The sequence below is a fragment of the Erwinia magellanica genome (genome assembly GCF_039023495.1).
Lineage (GTDB): Bacteria > Pseudomonadota > Gammaproteobacteria > Enterobacterales > Enterobacteriaceae > Erwinia.
In genome coordinates, this window is sequence record NZ_JBCHVC010000006.1 from 73,821 (window position 1) to 94,747 (window position 20,927).

Annotated in this window: 18 protein-coding genes and 2 tRNA genes; 2 read left to right on the forward strand and 18 right to left on the reverse strand. The window is 52.8% G+C overall.

Annotated features, from left to right (window positions below; translation table 11 throughout):
* Positions 1 to 102: 102 nt before the first annotated feature.
* The 17 genes from AAH450_RS18935 to rlmE form a co-directional block, all read right to left on the reverse strand.
* A complete protein-coding gene (locus tag AAH450_RS18935) occupies positions 103 to 2,031 on the reverse strand; it encodes a DEAD/DEAH family ATP-dependent RNA helicase (protein WP_342911615.1) in 1,929 nt (642 codons plus the stop codon).
* 16 nt (positions 2,032 to 2,047) lie between these two features.
* The gene (yrbN, locus tag AAH450_RS21180) at positions 2,048 to 2,104 is read right to left on the reverse strand and encodes a protein YrbN (RefSeq protein WP_151038654.1); all 57 of its coding nucleotides are present in this window, start codon (positions 2,102 to 2,104) and stop codon (positions 2,048 to 2,050) included.
* 104 nt (positions 2,105 to 2,208) lie between these two features.
* The gene (gene nlpI, locus AAH450_RS18940; protein WP_342911616.1) at positions 2,209 to 3,093 is read right to left on the reverse strand and encodes a lipoprotein NlpI; all 885 of its coding nucleotides are present in this window, start codon (positions 3,091 to 3,093) and stop codon (positions 2,209 to 2,211) included.
* Positions 3,094 to 3,213: 120 nt separating this feature from the next.
* Positions 3,214 to 5,349, reverse strand: coding sequence for a polyribonucleotide nucleotidyltransferase (gene pnp, locus AAH450_RS18945; protein WP_342911617.1), 2,136 nt, complete (start codon positions 5,347 to 5,349; stop codon positions 3,214 to 3,216).
* Between the two features lie 302 nt (positions 5,350 to 5,651).
* Positions 5,652 to 5,921 carry a 30S ribosomal protein S15 gene (rpsO, locus tag AAH450_RS18950; RefSeq protein WP_024966694.1) on the reverse strand — a complete coding sequence of 90 codons (270 nt, stop codon included), beginning with the start codon at positions 5,919 to 5,921 and terminating at the stop codon, positions 5,652 to 5,654.
* Positions 5,922 to 6,029: 108 nt separating this feature from the next.
* Positions 6,030 to 6,974 (reverse strand): tRNA pseudouridine(55) synthase TruB, encoded by a 945-nt coding sequence (gene truB, locus AAH450_RS18955; RefSeq protein WP_342911618.1) that lies wholly within the window; start codon positions 6,972 to 6,974, stop codon positions 6,030 to 6,032.
* Complete coding sequence (rbfA, locus tag AAH450_RS18960; RefSeq protein ID WP_318791567.1) at positions 6,974 to 7,387, reverse strand: 30S ribosome-binding factor RbfA; 414 nt, start codon at positions 7,385 to 7,387, stop codon at positions 6,974 to 6,976. The genes truB and rbfA overlap by 1 nt, the downstream gene beginning before the upstream one ends.
* Before the next feature lie 68 nt (positions 7,388 to 7,455).
* The gene (gene infB / locus AAH450_RS18965) at positions 7,456 to 10,143 is read right to left on the reverse strand and encodes a translation initiation factor IF-2 (RefSeq protein WP_342911619.1); all 2,688 of its coding nucleotides are present in this window, start codon (positions 10,141 to 10,143) and stop codon (positions 7,456 to 7,458) included.
* 24 nt (positions 10,144 to 10,167) lie between these two features.
* Positions 10,168 to 11,655, reverse strand: a complete 1,488-nt coding sequence (nusA, locus tag AAH450_RS18970; protein ID WP_342911620.1) for a transcription termination factor NusA — start codon at positions 11,653 to 11,655, stop codon at positions 10,168 to 10,170.
* A gap of 24 nt (positions 11,656 to 11,679) precedes the next feature.
* Positions 11,680 to 12,132 (reverse strand): ribosome maturation factor RimP, encoded by a 453-nt coding sequence (gene rimP / locus AAH450_RS18975; protein WP_306213042.1) that lies wholly within the window; start codon positions 12,130 to 12,132, stop codon positions 11,680 to 11,682.
* A 213-nt stretch (positions 12,133 to 12,345) separates the two neighbouring features.
* Positions 12,346 to 12,422 (reverse strand) — tRNA-Met (locus AAH450_RS18980).
* A gap of 59 nt (positions 12,423 to 12,481) precedes the next feature.
* Positions 12,482 to 12,568 (reverse strand) — tRNA-Leu (locus tag AAH450_RS18985).
* 53 nt (positions 12,569 to 12,621) lie between these two features.
* The gene (gene secG, locus AAH450_RS18990; RefSeq protein ID WP_013204019.1) at positions 12,622 to 12,954 is read right to left on the reverse strand and encodes a preprotein translocase subunit SecG; all 333 of its coding nucleotides are present in this window, start codon (positions 12,952 to 12,954) and stop codon (positions 12,622 to 12,624) included.
* 361 nt (positions 12,955 to 13,315) lie between these two features.
* Positions 13,316 to 14,650, reverse strand: coding sequence for a phosphoglucosamine mutase (gene glmM, locus AAH450_RS18995; protein WP_342911621.1), 1,335 nt, complete (start codon positions 14,648 to 14,650; stop codon positions 13,316 to 13,318).
* 4 nt (positions 14,651 to 14,654) lie between these two features.
* The gene (folP, locus tag AAH450_RS19000; RefSeq protein ID WP_342911622.1) at positions 14,655 to 15,491 is read right to left on the reverse strand and encodes a dihydropteroate synthase; all 837 of its coding nucleotides are present in this window, start codon (positions 15,489 to 15,491) and stop codon (positions 14,655 to 14,657) included.
* Between the two features lie 111 nt (positions 15,492 to 15,602).
* Positions 15,603 to 17,537 (reverse strand): ATP-dependent zinc metalloprotease FtsH, encoded by a 1,935-nt coding sequence (gene ftsH / locus AAH450_RS19005; protein WP_342911623.1) that lies wholly within the window; start codon positions 17,535 to 17,537, stop codon positions 15,603 to 15,605.
* A 55-nt stretch (positions 17,538 to 17,592) separates the two neighbouring features.
* Positions 17,593 to 18,222 (reverse strand): 23S rRNA (uridine(2552)-2'-O)-methyltransferase RlmE, encoded by a 630-nt coding sequence (rlmE, locus tag AAH450_RS19010; protein ID WP_306210211.1) that lies wholly within the window; start codon positions 18,220 to 18,222, stop codon positions 17,593 to 17,595.
* A 128-nt stretch (positions 18,223 to 18,350) separates the two neighbouring features.
* Here rlmE and yhbY point away from each other — a divergent pair, with 128 nt between their 5' ends.
* On the forward strand, positions 18,351 to 18,644 hold the full coding sequence (gene yhbY, locus AAH450_RS19015; RefSeq protein ID WP_158782080.1) for a ribosome assembly RNA-binding protein YhbY: 294 nt from the start codon (positions 18,351 to 18,353) through the stop codon (positions 18,642 to 18,644).
* Positions 18,645 to 18,764: 120 nt separating this feature from the next.
* Here yhbY and greA read toward each other — a convergent pair whose 3' ends face one another.
* Positions 18,765 to 19,241 (reverse strand): transcription elongation factor GreA, encoded by a 477-nt coding sequence (gene greA / locus AAH450_RS19020; RefSeq protein ID WP_342911624.1) that lies wholly within the window; start codon positions 19,239 to 19,241, stop codon positions 18,765 to 18,767.
* 247 nt (positions 19,242 to 19,488) lie between these two features.
* Here greA and dacB point away from each other — a divergent pair, with 247 nt between their 5' ends.
* Positions 19,489 to 20,922, forward strand: a complete 1,434-nt coding sequence (gene dacB / locus AAH450_RS19025; RefSeq protein WP_342911677.1) for a serine-type D-Ala-D-Ala carboxypeptidase — start codon at positions 19,489 to 19,491, stop codon at positions 20,920 to 20,922.
* Positions 20,923 to 20,927: the final 5 nt, after the last annotated feature.

Here is a 20,927-nt window from a genome sequence, read left to right on the forward strand (position 1 = left end):
ATTTCCGGATCGCCCTTTTTGCCCGCTCAGCGTGCAGATTTCAGTTTATAGCAGACATAAAAAAACCAGCCCGAAGGCTGGTTTTTTTTCAGACGTCAGTGATTATGCATCACGACGACGTGGAGGTGCAGAACCTTCAGGACGTGGACCACGGCTGTTGCCGCCATCACGGCTGAAGCTACCGCTACGACGCTCACCGCCGCCGTTGCGATCGTTGCTGAAGCGACGACCACCTTCCGGACGGGCAGCAGCACCGTCACGGTTACCGCCACCGAAGCCACCACGTCCGCCAGGAGCAGCACGACGCTCACCGCCACCGCTACGCTCGTTAGTTCTTGGCACGGCATCGCCAATCAACTGCATATTCATCGGTTTGTTCAGAATACGCGTACGAGTGAAATGCGACAGAATGTCACCCGGCATGCCTTTCGGCAGCTCGATGGTGGAGTGGGTACCGAACAGCTTGATGTTACCGATGTAACGGCTGCTGATATCACCTTCGTTGGCAATCGCGCCCACGATGTGACGAACTTCAACGCCATCATCGCGACCCACTTCAATGCGGTAAACTTCCATATCGCCAACGTCACGACGCTCACGACGAGGACGATCGCCAGCGGCTTCGCTACGTGGTTCACGCGGACCGCGGTCCGGACGATCGCCACGACGGTCATCACGCTCTTTGAACTCACGGCGCGGACGCTGTGGCGCATCAGCAGGAACGATCAGAGGACGTTCACCCTGAGCCATTTTCAGCAGAGCTGCGGCCAGCGTTTCGATATCCAGCTCATCTTCTGCCGGCTGCATTTTGCTCAGCAGCGCGCGGTACTGTTCCAGATCGCTGCTTTCCAGCTGCTGCTGTACTTTAGCCGCGAACTTAGCCAGACGACGCTCACCCAGCAATGCTGCGTTAGGCAGTTCAACTTCTGGAATAGTCAGCTTCATGGTGCGTTCAATGTTACGCAGCAGACGACGCTCGCGGTTCTCAACGAACAGCAGAGCACGGCCAGCACGACCTGCACGACCGGTACGGCCGATACGGTGAACGTAAGACTCCGCATCCATAGGGATGTCGAAGTTAACCACCAGGCTGATACGCTCAACGTCCAGGCCACGGGCCGCAACGTCGGTAGCGATCAGGATGTCCAGACGACCATCTTTCAGACGCTCCAGAGTCTGCTCACGCAGAGCCTGGTTCATGTCACCATTCAGCGCGGCACTGTTGTAACCGCTGCGCTCAAGCGCTTCAGCAACTTCCAGCGTGGCGTTCTTGGTACGCACGAAGATGATAGCTGCATCAAAGTCTTCTGCTTCCAGGAAGCGAGTCAGTGCATCCGTCTTACGACCAAACGCAGTCCAGTAGCTCTGGCTGATGTCCGGACGGGTAGTCATGCTTGACTGGATACGCACTTCCTGCGGATCTTTCATAAAGCGTTTGGTAATACGACGAATCGCTTCTGGCATAGTTGCAGAGAACAGAGCGGTCTGATGACCTTCTGGGATCTGCGCCATGATAGTTTCAACGTCTTCGATGAAGCCCATACGCAGCATTTCATCGGCTTCGTCCAGCACCAGACCGCGCAGGTTAGAGAGATCTAACGTGCCGCGTTTCAGGTGATCCAACAGGCGGCCAGGAGTACCCACAACAACTTGTGGACCCTGACGCAGAGCGCGCAGCTGCACGTCATAACGCTGACCACCGTAAAGGGCGACAACGTTAAGGCCTTTCATATGTTTAGCAAAATCGGTTATAGCTTCGCCTACCTGAACCGCCAACTCACGGGTTGGTGCCAGCACCAGAATCTGAGGTGCTTTCAGGGAGCTATCAATGTTGTTCAGCAGTGGCAGCGAGAACGCTGCGGTTTTTCCGCTACCGGTCTGTGCCATACCCAGAACATCACGGCCAGCCAACAGGTGAGGAATACACTCAGCCTGGATTGGAGAAGGCTTAACGTAGCCCATACCGTTCAGAGATTCGAGGAGTTCGGCGTTCAGGCCAAGGTCAGCAAAAGTGGTTTCAATATCAGTCATGTAGTACACGTGCCTCTTAGATTGCGGCGGCCAGTCTACATAACTCGTCGTGAAAACATTCAGTAATTTTCATCAAAAAGTGTGAACCGGCTCAAATTAGTGGTTTCGACGAACAAGAAAGCCCTCATCCGCTAAGATGATGACATTCGAGAAAAAAGGGCAATAAAAGTTCGTCAGCTATTGCTGGTCAGATTCTGATAAATCGTCTTGTGTCTGGCCGAGTAGCGCCAGCTCCAACAATGCATATCGGTGCTCAACGAAGTTATGTACGTTGTTTGCAACCGTCAGCTTGAACAACGCTTCTGCGTCGTCCTTCTCCCCCAGACTTAGGTAATGTTTACCTAAATAGAAGTTGGTTTCACTGAGATGTTCAGCGAGCGAGGTGTTATCCGTTGCGTCTGCCTTGAGACTATCCATCAGCGTACTTTCGCTGATATTTCCCAGGTAGAACTCGACAATTTTCCATCCCCATTGGTCTCTGACCGCTTTTTCATAACGCTGTTTCAGCGCTACTCTCGCTTTGTCAGCATCTATCTCTCTTTCGTCGAGATACAGCCACAAGCTACGGAAAGGATCGTTAGGATCGTCTTGATAAAACGCCAGCAGATCATCTTGCGCTAATTTAAACCTTCCACCGTAGTAGAGTGCGATACCGCGGTTTAAATGCGCATAATTGTAAGTTGGATCAAGCTCAAGTACAGAATCGAACGCTTCATAGGCAGCATCAAAATTGCCTGCCTGCGTTAAATATATGCCTAAGTAATTGAATACTTCAGGCATATCTGGTCTGACAGATAACGCTAATGAAAAATCATTTCGCGCCAGTGCTCTCAAACCCAAACTATCATACAACACTCCGCGCTCATATAACAGCTGTGCGCGTTCATCATCGCTAAGGGATCGACTGGCAAGAATTTGTTCCATGCGCGCCAGGATGACTTCCTGTTGCAGCGTAGGCTGAAGCGGAACAGCCAGAACCTCGTTCTTACGCCAATCCGAGTTGCTGCATCCTGCCAGCGTTAAAGCTGTCGCAACGAAACACCAGCGCAAAAAAGGCTTCATTTCCCACTCCCAAATACCAACATTGGGATGACTATCCTTTCATCCGCCTGCCGTGCACAAGGTGTCGTCCTACCCTCGCGATGATACAGCTCTCCCTGATGACAGGGAGAGCGTCCGACATTATTCTGCTTCAGGAGCTACCGGTGCCACGCCTGCTTCCGGCTCAGCCGTCTGCTCGGTCGCTTCTTTGATGCTCAGGCGTACGCGGCCCTGGCGATCAACTTCCAGTACTTTCACTGGCACTTCCTGGCCCATCTGCAAATAGTCTGTCACTTTCTCAACACGCTTGTCAGCGATTTGAGAGATGTGGACCAGACCTTCTTTACCGCCGCCGATAGCTACGAAGGCACCGAAGTCTACGATGCGGGTCACTTTACCGTTGTAAATGCGGCCCACTTCGATTTCAGCAGTAATCTCTTCGATACGGCGGATAGCGAATTTCGCTTTGTCACCGTCGGTCGCTGCGATTTTAACAGTACCATCATCTTCGATTTCGATAGTGGTGCCGGTCTCTTCAGTCAGCGCACGGATCACAGAACCGCCTTTACCGATCACATCTTTGATCTTGTCCGGGCTGATTTTGATAGTGTGAATACGTGGTGCAAACTGAGAGATATCGCCACGCGGAGTGCTGATAGCCTGTTCCATAACGCCCAGGATGTGCAGACGCGCGCCCTTAGCCTGGTTCAGTGCCACCTGCATGATTTCGCGGGTGATGCCTTCAATTTTAATATCCATCTGTAGCGCGGTGATACCTTCACGGCTACCGGCTACTTTGAAGTCCATGTCGCCCAGGTGATCTTCGTCACCCAGAATGTCGGAGAGGACCACATAGTTCTCGCCTTCTTTGACCAGGCCCATCGCAATACCGGCTACGGCTGCTTTGATTGGTACGCCTGCATCCATCAGTGCCAGTGAAGCACCGCACACGGAAGCCATAGAAGAAGAACCGTTTGATTCAGTAATTTCTGACACTACACGCACGGTGTACGGGAACGCGTCGCCTTTAGGCATCACGGCCAGCACGCCACGTTTCGCCAGACGACCGTGACCAATTTCACGACGCTTAGGCGAACCCACCATACCGGTCTCACCTACGGAGTACGGAGGGAAGTTGTAGTGGAACAGGAAGTTATCGGTGCGCTCACCCATCAGCTCATCCAGGTTCTGCGCGTCACGGGCAGTACCCAGCGTTGCGGTAACCAGGGCCTGAGTTTCACCACGGGTAAAGAGTGCAGAACCGTGGGTACGTGGCAGTACGCCAGTGCGCACGTCCAGACCACGGATCATATCTTTTTCGCGGCCATCGATACGCGGCTCACCACGCAGGATACGGCTACGAACAACGTTCTTTTCCAGCGTATGCAGGATGTCGTTGATTTCACCAGCGTCCAGGGTGGCATCTTCCGCCAGCAGAGCTTCAGTGGTTTCTGACTTGATCACGCCAACCTGAGTATAACGCTCTTGTTTTTCAGTGATCAGGTACGCTTCGCTCAGGCGAGACTCGGCCAGGGCGCTGATACGCGCATGTAAAGCTTCGTTGACAGCTTCTGGCTGCCAGTCCCAGCGAGGTTTGCCCGCTTCGGCAACCAGCGAGTTAATCTGATCGATAACAATCTGCTGCTGCTCATGGCCATAGACCACCGCGCCCAGCATCTGATCCTCGCTCAGTACTTCCGCTTCTGACTCAACCATCAGCACAGCGCCCTGAGTACCCGCAACAACCAGATCCAGTTTGCTCTCTTTCAGCTCATCGGTAGTTGGGTTCAGCACGTACTGATCGTTGATGTAGCCCACACGAGCAGCACCGATAGGACCATTGAATGGCAGGCCAGAAAGGCTCAGCGCTGCGGAAGCACCGATCATCGCCACGATATCTGGATTGACCTGCGGGTTAACGGAAACCACGGTTGCAATAACCTGGACTTCGTTAACAAAACCTTCCGGGAAGAGTGGACGAACCGGGCGGTCAATCAGACGCGAAGTCAGCGTTTCGCCTTCGCTCGGACGGCCTTCACGACGGAAGAAGCTACCCGGAATACGACCAGCAGCGTAAGTACGCTCCTGATAGTTAACGGTCAGCGGGAAAAAGTCCTGGCCTGGCTTGGCGCTTTTCTTGCCTACAACGGTAACGAACACTGCGGTGTCGTCCATGCTTACCATTACGGCTGCCGTTGCCTGGCGAGCCATCATACCGGTCTCAAGGGTGACGGTATGCTGACCATACTGGAATTTTCTTACGATCGGGTTCAGCAAAATTATGTCCTTAACGTACTGGCAAGGCACTGACCCTGCCGTTAATTTTCAATCCTCATCTGCATCCTCGCGACTAATGACAACCCTAATCCCTTATGGGACAAAGCCTCTCATTAGCCGCGCGAATCTCTGCAACTGAAGATCACACGCTGCAACAATACAATAGTTTGACCTGAAATGCTGCGGTTCGCCTGAAAAAAGGGGCCATAAAGGCCCCTTTTTAGCGAAACTCGCACGAATCTGCCCTGGTGCCTGTTTGGCGCACCGTGATGCGCCGAAAGCGGCGTAGCAGACTCTAAGATTTAGCGACGCAGACCCAGACGTTCGATCAGGCTGGTGTAACGTGCAACATCTTTACGCTTCAGGTAATCCAGCAGCTTACGGCGCTGGGAAACCATACGCAGCAGACCGCGACGGCTGTGGTGGTCTTTTTTGTGCTCAGAGAAGTGACCCTGCAGATGATTAATCTGTGCAGTCAGCAAAGCAACCTGAACTTCGGTAGAACCACTGTCATTCGCATCACGACCGTAATCAGCAACGATCTGCGCTTTAGTTTCAACACTTAGAGACATGATACAACTCCAAATTATAAGATAAATGTACAGGTGCCGATCTCTAATTCAGCAACCCAATGGTAAAGCCGCACTATTCTACTCTGAGCCACAGGCTTACGCAAATGACTAGTCGGAATATTCTACAACCAGCCGACGAGGCGCTACGCGACCATCTTCAGCAATTTCCGCCATGCCAATGAACTTATGCTCATCGCCTTCCGTTACCCGCACCAGCCCGGAGGCGGGTGCATTAGCAGCCTGTACCGGCATGCCCTGTTTAAAGTAAGCGGAGACGGTTACCGGCAAGTTAACTACAGGCCAGGCGGCAGCCGGACTGTCCATCGGCATCAGCAGAGAGTCCAGCAGTTCTGCCGGCTCACGCTCAGTACGGAACGCTTCTTCGCTCAGCGCAGCCAGCTGCTCCAGCGTCACCATGCTGGTAATGGGATAAGTGGCAACCTGTAAACGACGCAGGTAAATCACATGTGCGCCACAACCCAGCATCTCACCGAGGTCGTCAGTAATGGTGCGGATATAGGTGCCTTTTGAGCAGTGGATCTCCAGCTCCAGCTCATCCCCTTCCCAGCGGATAAACTGCAACTCATAGACCGTGATGCTGCGGGCTTCGCGCGGCACTTCAATACCTTCACGGGCATACTCATACAGCTTGCGCCCCTGGTACTTGAGCGCAGAGTACATGGAAGGCACCTGCTGGGTTTCCCCACGGAAGCTCTCCAGCGCACGATCCAGCTCCTGCTGGGTAAACGCAACGGGACGCTCGCTGATAACCTGTCCGTCGGCATCAGAGGTGTCGGTGCGCTGCCCCAGACGGGCAATAACGCGGTAGCGTTTATCGGAGTCCAGAAGATATTGAGAGAACTTGGTGGCTTCACCCAGGCAGATCGGCAGCATGCCCGTAGCCAGAGGATCCAGCGCGCCCGTGTGACCGGCGCGGTTAGCCGTGAACAACCGCTTTACTTTTTGCAGGGCATCATTGCTTGAAAGCCCCTGTGGTTTGTCCAGCAGCAGAACACCGTGGACGTCGCGACCGCGACGACGAGGACGGCTCATTACTCTTCCTTCTTGTCTTCTTCCTGCTCTGCGTCTGGCCCACGGCGCTCGGCGTCGTTTCTGACCACGTTAGTGACCAGGTTAGACATACGCATCCCTTCAACCAGCGAGTTGTCGTAGAAGAAGGTCAGTTCCGGCACGATACGCAGACGCATCGCTTTACCCAGTAAAGAGCGGATATAGCCTGTGGAATCACCCAGCGCGCGCAGACCGCTTTTAATAGCGTCTTCGTCTTTGTCATTCAGAAAGGTGACAAACACTTTGGCGTAGGCCAGGTCACGAGAGAGATCGACGCCTGAGACAGTAACCATCATGCCCAGACGAGGATCTTTGATCTCACGCTGTAAAATGATTGCGATCTCTTTTTGCAGTTCCTGAGAGACACGCTGTGGGCGACCAAATTCTTTCGCCATATTAATACTCTCCAAATAATTCGGGAGGCACGACGGCCTCCCAAATAAGTCACATTTTCAGGCGACCATTAATCGATGGTACGCTGGATTTCGATAATTTCGAAGACTTCGATCATATCGCCAACACGCACATCGTTGTAGTTCTTCACGCCGATACCACATTCCATGCCGTTACGGACTTCGTTAACGTCATCTTTAAAGCGGCGCAGGGATTCCAGCTCGCCTTCATAGATAACTACGTTGTCACGCAGTACGCGGATTGGGTTGTGACGCTTGATGTTGCCTTCCGTCACCATACAGCCCGCGACAGCGCCGAATTTAGGTGATTTGAACACGTCACGCACTTCAGCCAGACCGGTGATCTGATGCTTGTACTCAGGCGCCAGCATACCGCTCATCGCCTGCTTAACTTCATCAATCAGATTATAGATGATGGAGTAGTAACGCAGATCCAGACTTTCGGAATCCACTACGCGGCGAGCAGAAGCATCGGCACGAACGTTGAAGCCAATCAGGATAGCGTTGGACGCTGCTGCCAGCGTGGCATCCGTCTCGGTAATTCCACCCACGCCGGAACCCACGATTTTGACTTTAACTTCGTCAGTCGAGAGCTTCTGCAACGAGTCGGAGATAGCTTCGACAGAACCCTGAACGTCAGCTTTCAGCACGATATTCAGCTCGGAAACTTCGCCTTCGGTCATGTTGGCAAACATGTTTTCCAGCTTGGATTTCTGCTGACGCGCCAGCTTAACTTCACGGAATTTGCCCTGACGATAGAGTGCCACTTCACGGGCTTTCTTCTCGTCACGGACCACGGTCGCTTCATCACCGGCGGCAGGCACGCCTGACAGACCCAGGATTTCCACAGGAATAGAAGGACCCGCTTCCGTTACTTCACGGCCTAATTCGTCACGCATCGCACGTACACGGCCATATTCGAAGCCGCACAGCACGATATCGCCTTTGTTCAGCGTACCTTCACGTACCAGCACGGTAGCAACCGGACCACGACCTTTATCCAGGAAGGATTCGATAACCACACCGCTTGCCATACCCTGACGAACAGCGCTCAGTTCCAGAACTTCAGCCTGCAACAGGATGGCGTTCAGCAGGTCATCAATACCGGTACCGGCTTTGGCTGAAACGTTAACAAACATGTTCTCGCCGCCCCACTCTTCCGGAATGATGCCGTACTGAGTAAGTTCGTTTTTCACGCGGTCTGGATCGGCATCAGGCTTATCGACTTTGTTCACCGCAACCACAACCGGCACTTTCGCCGCTTTAGCATGCTGGATCGCTTCGATAGTCTGTGGCATCACGCCATCGTCAGCCGCTACCACCAGGATAACGATATCCGTTGCCTGAGCACCACGTGCACGCATCGCGGTAAACGCGGCGTGGCCAGGGGTATCCAGGAAGGTGATCATACCGGTATCGGTTTCTACATGGTAAGCACCGATGTGCTGAGTAATGCCGCCCGCTTCGCCAGAGGCGATTTTGGTGGAGCGAATGTAGTCCAGCAGTGAAGTTTTACCGTGGTCAACGTGACCCATGATGGTCACGACCGGCGCGCGGGATTCCTGAGTAGCGTGAGTATCACGATCGCTCATTACCGCATCTTCCAGCTCGTTTTCACGGCGCAGCGTCACTTTGTGACCCATCTCTTCCGCTACCAGCTGAGCTGTTTCCTGATCGATAACCTGGTTAATGGTCGCCATAGCGCCCATTTTCATCATCGCTTTGATGACCAGAGAACCTTTCACGGCCATTTTGTTCGCCAGTTCCGCTACGGTGATGGTTTCACCGATGATTACGTCACGGTTAACAGCCTGAGCTGGCTTGTTGAAGCCCTGCTGTAGGGTGCTTGGCTTGCGCTTGCCGCCTTTACCGCCGCGAACCTGCGCACGCGCTTCTTCACGGTCAGTTTTCGCTTCAGAATGCTTGTTGCCTTTCTTGGAGCGAGGCGCTTTTGCCGGACGAACCGCACGGGTACGACGATCGCCTTCAACCTTAGCATCGTTCTCGTCTTCAGCCGCACGAGCGTGCGTTGATGTGGTCACGTGGTAATCAGAAGTGTCTTCCACTTCTTTCACTTCGGTCCACTCGGTGCCTTTCTCTTCAGCCATTTTACGAGCCTCTTCCGCTACGCGCTTCGCTTCTTCTTCAATCTTGCGATGCGCTTCTTCTTCGGCTTTACGCTTCAGTTCTGCAGCTTCTGCTTCGCGACGGGCTTTGTCAGATTGCGTCGCCCGGGTTACTTCGTCGGTATGTTGATTGCTCACTTTGTCTTTTTCCGCTGCTTCACGTTTGGCTTTATCAGCTGCCTCACGTTTAGCCTGCTCCTCGGCTTCACGCTTCGCTTTGTCTTGAGCTTCGCGCTGGGCTTTTTCTTCAGCCTCGCGACGAGCCAGTTCTTCCGCTTCACGCTGTGCCTGCTCTTCCGCTTCAGCCTGTTCAGCTTCTGCAGAATCGCCTTTTACATAGGTGCGCTTTTTGCGGACTTCAATTTGTACCGACTTACTTTTACCCCCGGTACCGGGGACATTCAAGGTGCTGCGCGTTTTGCGCTGCAGAGTCAGTTTACCTGAACCGCCATTATGATCGCGATTCAAATGGGTAAGGAGCGTTTCTTTTTCCTGCTGCGTCACAGAGTCTGTTTCAGACTTACGGATCCCTGCATCAGCAAATTGCTGTACCAGGCGTTCTACCGGTGTCTGAATCTCTGCGGCCAGCGATTTTACAGTTACATCTGTCATGCTGTTCCTTCCTGCTACAGTTTATTACGCGTCGTCGCCGAACCAGCAGATATTACGTGCAGCCATAATCAGCTCACCAGCCCGCACATCGTTCAGGCCTTCAATATCTGTCAGGTCGTCAACACCCTGTTCGGCAAGATCTTCCAGCGTACAGACGCCTTTTGCGGCCAGCTTAAATGCCAGCTCACGTTCAAGACCTTCCAGATTCAGCAAATCTTCTGCCGGCTGGTTTACGCCCAGGCTCTCTTCTTTCGCCAGCGCCAGGGTGGTTAACGCATTTTTCGCACGATCGCGCAGCGCTTCTACTGTCTCTTCATCCAGACCGTCGATTTCCAACAGCTCATTAATCGGAACATACGCCAGTTCTTCGAGAGAAGAGAAACCTTCTTCAACCAGTACCGTGGCGAAATCTTCATCGATATCGAGATATTTGGTAAAGACGTCGATGGCAGCATGGGCTTCAGCCTGGTGCTTCGCCTGCAGATCGTCGACCGTCATCACGTTCAGCTCCCAGCCACTCAGCTGCGATGCCAGACGTACGTTTTGACCATTACGGCCAATCGCCTGAGCCAGATTACCGGCTTCAACAGCGATATCCATGGTGTGATTATCTTCGTCCACCACGATAGAGGCAACATCCGCCGGGGCCATAGCGTTGATCACGAACTGAGCAGGATTATCATCCCACAGTACGATATCAATGCGCTCGCCACCCAGCTCACTGGATACTGCCTGAACACGCGCACCACGCATACCTACGCAAGCGCCGACCGGGTCGATACGCTTGTCGTTGGTTTTCACTGCAATCTTGGCACGAGAGCCAGGATCGCGCGCGGCGGCTTTAATTTCAATGACTTCTTCGCCAATTTCTGGCACTTCAATGCGGAACAGTTCGATCAACATTTCCGGTTTGGAACGGCTGACAAACAGCTGAGCACCGCGAGCTTCAGGACGCACTGCGTACAGTACGCCGCGAATACGGTCGCCCGGACGGAAGTTTTCGCGCGGCAGCATATCTTCACGAATGATGACGGCTTCAGCATTGCTACCCAGATCCAGAGAGATGTTGTCGCGGTTTACTTTTTTAACCACGCCGGTGATGATCTCACCTTCCTGCTCACGGAACTGGTCTACCACCATCGCACGCTCAGCTTCGCGCACTTTTTGCACAATAACCTGTTTCGCGGTTTGCGTGGTGATACGGTCAAAGGTCACTGATTCAATCTGATCTTCAACGTACTCGCCCAGATTCAGCGACTCATCTTCGTAGCGAGCAGCATCCAGCGTGATTTCACGCGTCGGCATAGTCACTTCGTCGACGATTACCCAACGGCGGAACGTATCGAAATCGCCGCTTTTACGGTCAATGCTGACACGCACGTCGATTTCCTGCTCATATTTCTTTTTGGTAGCCGTTGCCAGTGCGCTCTCCAGCGCTTCGAAAATCTTTTCGCGCGGGAGTGATTTCTCGTTCGACACAGCCTCAACTACAGCTAAGATTTCTTTGTTCATCCTGGTATGCCTCAATCCGGACTTTTAAAAGTGGGGAACCAGGTTCGCCTTCTGAATATTGCTCAGCGCGAACACTTCGTCGTTACCCTCAACAGCAACAGTGATCATTTCACCTTCAACAGATTTAATGATGCCCTGCCATTTGCGGCGGTTTTGAACGGCCATACGCAGCACCAGGCTCACTTCTTCGCCAATAAATTGTGCGTAATGCGCAGCGGTAAAGAGTGGGCGCTCAAGGCCTGGTGAGGAGACTTCAAGGTTGTAAGCGACGGTTATCGGGTCTTCGACATCGAATACGGCACTTACCTGGTGGCTAACATCAGCACAATCGTCAACATTGATGCCATCTTCACTATCAATATAGATGCGCAACGTGGATGTGCGACCGCGTACAAACTCGATACCGACCAGTTCGTAGCCCAGCGCTTCTACCGGTGCTGTGATCAGCTCAGTTAATTTTTGCTCTAATGTGGACAAGGCCACCCCCAAGACATAAAAAAAGGGCTTAATAGCCCAGTATGCTGTTTCCTGATAACAAAAAACCCCGATAAATCGGGGCTTAATGCGACTGGACCCTGTACGCCAAAAATCTGGCGGTTCGGCACAATCCAAAAGAATTTTTTTCAAAATCTGCTGAAGATGCGCCGTGCGATGCATACAGTATATTTGAAAAAGAACTCTAAGGGAAAGTGGTTGCGGGGGCCGGATTTGAACCGACGACCTTCGGGTTATGAGCCCGACGAGCTACCAGGCTGCTCCACCCCGCGTCCGAAAACGTGGCAAATACTACGCCGATCTTGCATAAAATGCAAGCAATACTGAAGTTTGGTACCGAGGACGGGACTTGAACCCGTAAGCCCATGCGGGCACTACCACCTCAAGGTAGCGTGTCTACCAATTCCACCACCACGGCACTAAAGAGACGACTTTTTTATTTCTGTCGTGTCGAAATCACACCCTTACTGCTTACTGTGGGATATCGCTACCCGGCGTAGCCGGTTTAGCTGGCTGGCTCTGCTGCGACTGTGCAGGCTGAGTCAGATTTTCCCACTCACTTCCTTTCTGTGTTTTGTTGCTATTGAGGTTACCCAGAATCAAGCTAATGATAAAGAACAATGTCGCCAGTACTGCGGTCATACGGGTCATAAAGTTGCCTGAACCGTTAGAACCAAACAGCGTAGCGGAACCGCCTGCACCAAATGACGCGCCCATATCAGCGCCTTTACCTTGCTGAAGCATAATCAGACCCACAAGGCCGATTGCCACAATAAGGAAAACTACCAAGAGAGCTTCGTACATAATTAACCTGTTTCCTTGCGCGTTAACCGCACATCAAAAGCTTCAAACCAGTTAGAGAGATAGCGTCTTCACTACCCATCAGAAGCGGGTGTGAATACTAACTAAAGCCGCCTGAGTGCGCAAGAGCAATTTACTGCCCTGCTGCTGATTGCGGAAAAAAACGGCAAAGGTAGCGATAATCTGCGCGTAAATCACTCATCTGGTGAGTATTTGTGCAGGAAAAGAGAAATAGTAGCGCGCGTCTTTTAATCCCCAAAAGGGTAGAAAAAAGTGAGCGCAGCAGACAGTTCTGCGCCTGCACTCCCCGGAGGCAATGCAGGCCTTTTGCAGCAGCTGGGGTCATCACCACCCCAGACAGACATCAGACTGCTTTTACCGCATCCGCAATCCGGTGAGCCAGCCCGGTCACCAGAGCTTCATCTTCCCCTTCAACCATCACGCGGATCAACGGCTCCGTGCCAGATTTACGCAACAGCACGCGTCCCCTGCCCTTTAACTCCTTTTCCACCTCGGCGGTGACCGTTTTAACCGTTTCGTCCTCAAGCGGGTCAGTAGTGCCGCTAAAGCGAACGTTAACCAGAATTTGTGGCAGTAGCTTCATACCGCTGCACAGGTCATGCAGGCTCATATGATTACGCACCATTGCAGTCAGCACCTGCAAACCGGCAACGATGCCATCACCTGTGGTGGTTTTATCCAGCAGGATGACGTGACCCGAGTTCTCTGCACCGAGTCGCCACCCTTTTTCCTGCAATTTTTCCAGCACATAGCGGTCACCCACTTTGGCCCTGGCAAACGGGATCCCGAGCTGTTTAAGCGCCAGCTCCAGCCCCATATTGCTCATCAACGTCCCTACCACGCCGCCACGCAGCTGTCCCTGACGAAGCCCTTCACGAGCAATGATATAGAGGATCTGGTCGCCATCCACTTTGAAGCCAAGGTGGTCCACCATCATGATGCGGTCACCATCGCCATCGTAAGCCAGGCCGATATCCGCCTTTTCAGCCAGTACGCGTGCCTGAAGCTGGCGTACATCGGTGGCACCACACTCTTTGTTAATGTTCATGCCATCTGGCTGTACGCCAATAGTGATAACGGTGGCACCAAGCTCACGCAGCACATTAGGCGCGATGTGGTAAGTAGCGCCATTTGCGCAGTCCACCACAATCTTCAGGCCATTAAGGCTAAGCTCGCTGGGGAAAGTACCTTTGCAGAACTCAATATAACGGCCAGCGGCATCGACAATACGGCTGGCGCGCCCCAGCTCCGCAGACTCCACGCAGGTGATCGGCTTTTCCATTTCCGCTTCAATGGCTTCTTCCACGTCATCAGGCAATTTTGTGCCCTCTACGGAGAAAAATTTAATGCCGTTATCGTCAAAAGGATTGTGTGAAGCGGAAATGACGATGCCGGCCTCTGCACGGAAGGTGCGGGTCAGGTAGGCAATGGCTGGCGTAGGCATCGGGCCGGTAAAGGCTGCGGAAAGACCTGCGGCGGCCAGGCCGGCTTCTAAAGCCGATTCCAGCATATAGCCTGAGATACGTGTGTCCTTACCGATAATAATTTTCTTTGAGCCATTACGCGCTAACACCTTCCCCGCAGCCCAGCCCAGCTTGAGTACGAAATCAGGCGTGATTGGAGACTCGCCTACTTTGCCGCGGATACCATCGGTGCCAAAATACTTACGGTTGCTCATAGCGTTACTCTTCCTTCGCTGACAGTGTTGCCTCGACGACGCGCATCGCCTCGACAGTTTCTTTAACATCATGAACGCGCAGGATATGCGCGCCCTGCATTGCGGCAATCACCGCGCAGGCCAGGCTTCCGGTAAGCCGTTGTGACGGCCCGACGTTCAGCAGTTGACCAATCATACTCTTGCGGGACATTCCTGCCAGCAGCGGCAGCCCAAAGCGGTGAAAATCGCCCAGATGGGCCAGCAGCTGATAATTATGGGAGAGATTCTTACCGAAACCGAATCCCGGGTCGAGGATCAACTGCTCTTTTTTAATCCCGGCCGCTTCACAGCGGGCAATTTGCTGTACGAAAAAGGCGTCGATATCCTGTAGAAGCCGGGTATATTTTGGCGCCTGCTGCATGGTGCGGGGTTCGCCCTGCATATGCATCAGGCAGACTGGCAGTCCCGTTTCTGCGGCGGCCTCAAGCGCACCAGGTTCCTGCAAGGAACGTATATCGTTGATGATATGTGCCCCCGCGTTTGCAGACTCGCGGATCACCTCTGGCTTGGAGGTATCCACAGAGATCCAGACTTCAAAACGCTGTGACAGCGCCTCCACCACCGGAATGACCCGCTCAAGCTCCTGCTCAACGCTGACTTCATCAGCGCCTGGCCGGGTGGATTCCCCACCCACATCAATAATGGTGGCGCCTGCATTAATCATTTCGTTGGCATGCGTCAGCGCCTGCACCAGCTCGTTATGCTTTCCGCCGTCCGAAAAAGAGTCCGGGGTCACATTCAGGATCCCCATCACATGAGGATGAGACAAATCGAGCACGGTATCCCGGGCGTAAAGCTTCATAACGGTTACTCTCCAAACGTATTCTGCGGGTCGGTCAGGATGGTCAATCTAAGGATATAAAAAACCCCGGTCAAGGCCGGGGTTTGGGGTGAGCTGAGACGAACAAAGGTGTTATTTGTCGCCCAGCTGCTCTGACATGGTATTACCAGGGTTAGGCGTGCGCGGTTCATCAACCGGGCGCGGCGCCTTTGGCGTACCGTTGGTATCAGAATTATTGGTGCTACCCGGATCTTCCCAACCTTGTGGCGGACGCACTTCACGTCGTGCCATCAGGTCATCAATCTGCGGAGCATCAATGGTTTCATACTTCATCAACGCATCTTTCATTGCGTGAAGTATGTCCATATTTTCATTCAGAATCCGGCGAGCGCGCTGGTAGTTACCTTCAACCAGAGATTTCACTTCCTGGTCAATGATACGTGCGGTTTCATCAGACATGTGCTTCGCTTTTGCCACTGAACGACCAAGGAAAACTTCACCCTCTTCTTCAGCATACAACAGCGGGCCAAGTTTCTCTGAGAAGCCCCATTGCGTCACCATGTTACGTGCGATAGAGGTGGCTACTTTGATGTCGTTAGACGCGCCAGTAGAAACGTGCTCCACGCCGTAAATGATCTCTTCTGCCAGACGGCCACCGTACAGCGTGGAGATCTGACTTTCCAGTTTCTGACGGCTTGCGCTGATTGCATCGCCTTCAGGCAGGAAGAAAGTCACACCCAACGCACGACCACGAGGAATAATGGTCACTTTGTGAACCGGATCGTGTTCTGGCACCAGGCGACCGATAATCGCGTGACCCGCTTCGTGATAAGCCGTGGACTCTTTCTGCGATTCTGTCATCACCATGGAGCGACGTTCCGCACCCATCATGATTTTGTCTTTCGCTTTTTCGAACTCGACCATTGAAACAACGCGTTTGTTGCCGCGAGCAGCAAACAGCGCCGCTTCATTGACCAGGTTAGCCAAATCGGCACCGGAGAAGCCAGGAGTACCACGGGCAATCACTGAAGGTTCGATATCGGTAGCCAGAGGCACACGACGCATATGCACTTTCAGGATCTGTTCGCGACCACGCACGTCTGGCAGGCCCACAACAACCTGACGGTCAAAGCGGCCCGGACGCAGCAGCGCTGGGTCCAGCACGTCCGGACGGTTGGTTGCGGCAATCACGATGATGCCTTCGTTGCCTTCAAAACCATCCATCTCAACCAGCATCTGGTTCAGGGTCTGCTCACGTTCATCGTGACCACCACCTAAACCGGCGCCACGCTGACGACCTACCGCATCAATCTCATCAATAAAGATGATGCAGGGAGCAGCTTTTTTGGCCTGTTCGAACATGTCACGGACGCGCGATGCACCCACACCCACGAACATTTCAACAAAGTCAGAACCGGAGATGGTAAAGAAAGGCACTTTAGCTTCGCCTGCAATGGCTTTCGCCAGCAGCGTTTTACCGGTACCCGGAGGACCGACCATCAGTACACCTTTCGGAATTTTACCACCCAGCTTCTGGAAGCGGCTTGGCTCACGCAGGTATTCCACCAGCTCAGCCACTTCATCTTTCGCTTCGTCGCAACCGGCAACATCGGCGAAGGTGGTCTTGATCTGATCTTCCGTCAGCATGCGGGCTTTGCTTTTACCAAAGGACATCGCGCCTTTGCCGCCCCCGCCCTGCATCTGGCGCATAAAGAAGATCCAGACACCGATAAGTAACAGCATTGGGAACCATGAGATAAAGATCGACGCCAACAGGCTCGGTTCTTCAGGTGGTTCACCCACGACTTTTACATTTTTAGTCAACAGGTTATCGAGCAACTTAGGATCGTTGACGGGGATATAAGTTGTGTATTTGTTACTGTCTTTTTTGACAACGTTGATTTCACGCCCGTTAATACGTGCCTCGCGGACCTGATCCTGGTTCACTTCCGACAGGAAGGTTGAGTAGTCAACCCTACGGCCATTCGACTCGCTGGGCCCAAAGCTCTGGAATACAGACATCAGCACGACTGCGATGACTAACCAGAGAATCAGGTTTTTCGCCATGTCACTCAAGGGATTAACCTCTTATTACAACTGTGTTAACAGACAGCGTAGGGTACTATAGTTTGCGCCCTGTCGCTACAATGTACACTTCACGCGATCGAGAGCGCGAAGCGTCCGGCTTACGAATTTTTACTTTCGTAAACAGGGAGCGAATTTCCCGGAGGTAATCTTCAAAGCCATCTCCCTGAAACACTTTCACTAAAAAACTGCCGCCAGGTGCCAGTACATCTCGACACATTTCCAGCGCAAGCTCAACTAAATACATCGAGCGGGGAATATCTACCGCGGGCGTTCCTGTCATGTTGGGTGCCATATCGGACATCACAACCTGCACTTTGTTGTCGCCAACGCGTTCCAGCAGGGCTTTCATCACCAGTTCATCACGAAAATCGCCCTGAAGGAAATCGACACCGGCGATAGGATCCATCGGCAGGATATCACATCCAATGACGCGGCCCTGTGACCCAATTTGTGTTACCACATACTGAGACCAGCCGCCGGGTGCAGCACCCAGGTCAACTACCGTCATACCAGGCTTGAACAGCTTGTCACCTTGCTGTATTTCATCAAGTTTAAACCAGGCACGCGAACGCAGCCCTTTTTTCTGTGCCTGAAGCACATATTTATCGCTAAAGTGTTCCTGTAGCCAGCGGCTGGAACTGGCCGAACGCTTTTTACCAGTCATACAATTTCCAACTATGATTCAGCGTATGCGATAAATAAACCGCGCAAATCAGCAATGCCGATTTGGTGATACACCAGAGATGGCGGTAGAATGACCCGTTTTCAATCCCAATGTAAGTAAAAAATACGATGAATCTGAGTACCAAACAAAAACAACACCTCAAAGGACTGGCCCATCCGCTGAAGCCTGTGGTCATGCTGGGCAACAACGGTTTGACCGAAGGGGTGCTGGCCGAGATCGAACAAGCACTGGAGCACCACGAGCTCATCAAGGTGAAAATCGCTACGGAAGACCGTGAGACGAAAGCACTGGTTGTTGAGGCTATCGTGCGCGAAACCAAAGCAGCAAACGTGCAGGTTATCGGCAAGACGCTGGTACTGTACCGTCCAACGAAGGAACGCAAGATCGCACTTCCACGCTGAGGCGCAGTAAAAAACTGACGCTTGCGCAGAAGGTGACATGCTCCTGATGTTGATAAAAGGCCGCTAAGCGGCCTTTTTCCTTTCTTTACAATACGCCTGCACTTTCCAGCGTAGCAGAAATCAGAGATATTCTATCTTCAGAATTTCATACTCGACGTCGCCGCCGGGCGTTTTGACGATGGTCACATCATCCACTTCTTTACCAATCAGGCCACGCGCCATTGGCGAGTTAACAGAAATCAGATTTTGCTTAAAGTCAGCTTCGTCATCGCCAACAATGCGGTAAGTCGACTCTTCATCCGAATCCAGGTTCAATACGGTAACCGTTGAACCGAAGATCACCCGACCATTCGCGTTCATTTTAGTGACGTCTATCACCTGAGCATTAGAGAGCTTAGCCTCTATCTCCTGAATACGACCTTCACAAAAGCCCTGCTCTTCGCGCGCTGCATGATACTCAGCGTTCTCTTTTAAGTCGCCGTGCTCACGCGCATCAGCAATTGAGGCAATAATTCTGGGGCGTTTAATGGTTTTCAGCTCTTCAAGCTCTTCACGCAGTTTTTCCGCGCCCCTTAACGTCATCGGAATCTGATTCATCTCAATACCTCGTAAAATCTGTCCTGTGCAAAATTTCGTCATCCTGACAGGTTAATGCAGAAAAAGCGTTCTGCGGCGCTTGCTACTGAATTACAAACGAAATAAACCTGACCCGAGAGAGACCCAGGGCCTGGTGGTTTTGCATTTTGATACGTATTTTAACCCAGAGTTCCTTATGGGTCATCGTTTACTTTCCACAACGATGCACCGTAGTATGTCGGCATCACCTGTCAGTAAACGCGAGATTATGCGATTTTCACGAATTGTTACCGGTCTGGCCTGTGCATTTGTACTCAATGCGCAGGCGGGTTCGGTTGAAGACTATACCCAATATCTGCCGGATGGCGCGAACCTGGCGTTAATTGTGCAAAAAATAGGCGCAGCTAATCCTTCTATCGATTATCACAGCCAGCAAATGGCACTTCCTGCCAGTACCATGAAGGTGATAACCGCTTTGGCGGCGCTGCTTCAGCTTGGGCCGGATTACCGTTTCCATACCCAGCTTGAGAGTAAAGGCTCGGTGAGTAATGGCACCTTACAGGGAGATCTGGTAGCGCGGTTCGGCGGCGATCCCACTCTGACGCGGCAGGATCTGCGCAATATGGTCGCCACCCTGAAAAAACAGGGCGTAAATCATATTGATGGCAATCTGGTTATCGACACCTCGGTGTTTGCCAGCCATGACAAAGCACCGGGCTGGCCGTGGAACGATATGACCCAGTGCTTCAGCGCGCCACCCGCTGCCGCTATCGTTGACCGTAACTGCTTCTCTGTCTCGCTGTACAGTGCGCCAAAGGCTGGGGATAACGCGTTTATCCGCGTGGCATCCTTCTATCCGGTGAACATGTTCAGTCAGGTACGTACGCTGGCGAAAGGCTCGCCAGAGGCACAGTATTGTGAACTGGATGTGGTACCGGGTGAACTGAACCGCTTTACACTCACCGGCTGTATGACCCAGCGCTCAGAACCGCTGCCGCTGGCTTTTGCCATACAGGATGGCGCCAGCTACGCGGGCGCACTGCTTAAAGCAGAGTTGCAGGCTGCGGATATCGATTATTCCGGCCATCTGCTGCGTCAGACTCTGGTAACGCCCCCCGCTACGGTGCTGGCACAAACGCAGTCTGCCCCCCTGCACGATCTGCTGAAGATTATGCTGAAGAAGTCAGACAACATGATCGCGGATACCGTTTTTCGCACCATTGGACATGAGCGCTTTGGCGTTCCGGGCACCTGGCGTGCCGGCTCTGATGCTATTCGTCAGATCCTGCGTCAAAAAGCGAATGTGGATTTAGGTAACAGCATCCAGGTTGATGGTTCCGGGCTTTCTCGCCACGATCTGATTTCCCCTGCTACCATGATGCAAGTGTTGCAGTACATTGCGAAAAACGATCGTGAGCTGAATTATATCTCGATGTTGCCGCTTGCAGGCTATGACGGAACGTTACGTTATCGCGGTGGTCTTCATGAAGCAGGCGTTGACGGCAAGGTCTCGGCCAAGACCGGCTCTTTGCAGGGTGTGTATAACCTTGCTGGCTTTATGACTACCGCCAGCGGGCAGCGCGTGGCATTTGTCCAGTATCTTTCCGGTTATGCTGTCCCGCCGGAAGATCAGCGTCAGCGCCGTATTCCGCTGGTGCGTTTTGAAAGCCGGCTCTATAAGGATGTTTACCAGAACAACTGACCCCG